This window comes from Streptococcus sp. S784/96/1, assembly GCF_902729355.1.
Classification (GTDB): domain Bacteria; phylum Bacillota; class Bacilli; order Lactobacillales; family Streptococcaceae; genus Streptococcus; species Streptococcus caledonicus.
Genome location: NZ_CACVCC010000070.1, coordinates 1 through 1,497 on the forward strand (window position 1 = coordinate 1; position 1,497 = coordinate 1,497).

Annotated in this window: 1 pseudogene; it reads right to left on the reverse strand. The window is 33.7% G+C overall.

The features are described from left to right. Positions 1-84 precede the first annotated feature (84 nt). Positions 85-506, reverse strand: a pseudogene (locus GZ996_RS11600) (transposase); the annotation flags it as partial. Positions 507-1,497 lie beyond the last annotated feature (991 nt).

Sequence of the window (1,497 nt, forward strand, 5' to 3'; positions counted from 1 at the left end):
TAACATTCACCCTAAAACAGGTGTCTTGCCAGTTTGATATGCGACGTCTAGCGCCTAAAAAGAGTACGACTTAACAGGACACCTCTACTTTAACATAATGAAAAAGTAGTGAGGACTTTCTCCCGTCGGAGATTTCCTCACTACTAATCTTAGTATGTTTGTTGTGTTCAAAGCGAATAAGATAAGTTTCTTGAAATTGTCAAAGTTCTTGTAACCAAAGGCATTGCGTTTGATATCTTTGATGAGTTTGTTAGTGGCCTCAAGTTTAGCGTTAGAATAAGGAAATTCAATGGTGTTAGTGATATAGTTTTTATAGCGAGTAAACGTGTTCAAAGCGGTTTTAAAGGTGCGATTAAGATGAGGTAATGTGTCTTGAATCCCCAAAACTGGTCAGTATTCTTCTCTTGTAGATGCAATAGGAGTAGTTGGTACAGGTCGTAGTAATCTTCAAGTTCAGGTACTAGAGTAAAGATTTTATTCAGACACTCCCTAGGAGTTAAGGTTTCTCAGTCCTCCTGAAGAGTTGGATAAGGCCAAAATTTGCATTGAAACAATTAATGAAAAAATTTTAGTGAGCTAAAGTCAAAAGTAAGTTCATTACCAAATAGTAGCCAGTTGGCGCTATTAATTACTAAAATAGAAAAAATTGATAGCAACTAATGACGAGTTTGATTCTAGTCAGTTCGAAGTTAAAAATACTGGGATGCAAAGATAAGTAACTACTGCGTCAAATTGTCGGGAATAGAAATGGAGGGCTAGTATACTTTTCCTAGTTCTGTTTTCGTTAATAATATTTTTAGAAAGAGAAACGGAACAGAAAAAATCAAATCGTAAAATTAATAAGAAGGATGATATTAGGAGTATTATCTGAAATATTCCATTAAACAAAAGTTAACTAATATCCTTTAAAAATCGGTATTTGTAGCAGTTCAGAACTAATGAAAGTGTTTTTGATAAGTATTATATCGTAGTCAATGATCAACAGTTTGGCTAAGTAATAAGGTAGCTAGAAAAACGATATAAATAGCTTGTATTGTGAAAGGTTCAGCTAAAGTCAGATGATGCTATCTTTGTAGTAATTTCTAAATGGCAAAATAGAAACTACAGGTGAGGCTGTAAAAGATTTCTTTGAAAATACTTCAACGTTGCATTTGCATAAGAACAGGTGTTATCTCAGTATTATAGCTAGGATAGTCCGACAGTTACTACTTGAACTTGCAAAATGAGGCTTTATCATTTCAAAAAAATTGGCAAAAAATCCCCAAAAAAGAAAAAATTTAAAAAAAGGTATTGACAAGAAGAGGATATATTTGGTAAGATATATGAGTTGTCTCGTAAGAGAGAAAGGCAGATATAGGAAAAAAACTAGAAAAAAGTAGTTGACACCGTTAGAAATATTTGCTAGAATAAAGGAGTTGTCTCTAAGGAGAAGTCCATTGAAAACTGAACAAGACGAAGCAAGTGCGGGTTACGGAAGTAACCTGTCAAAGACACAAT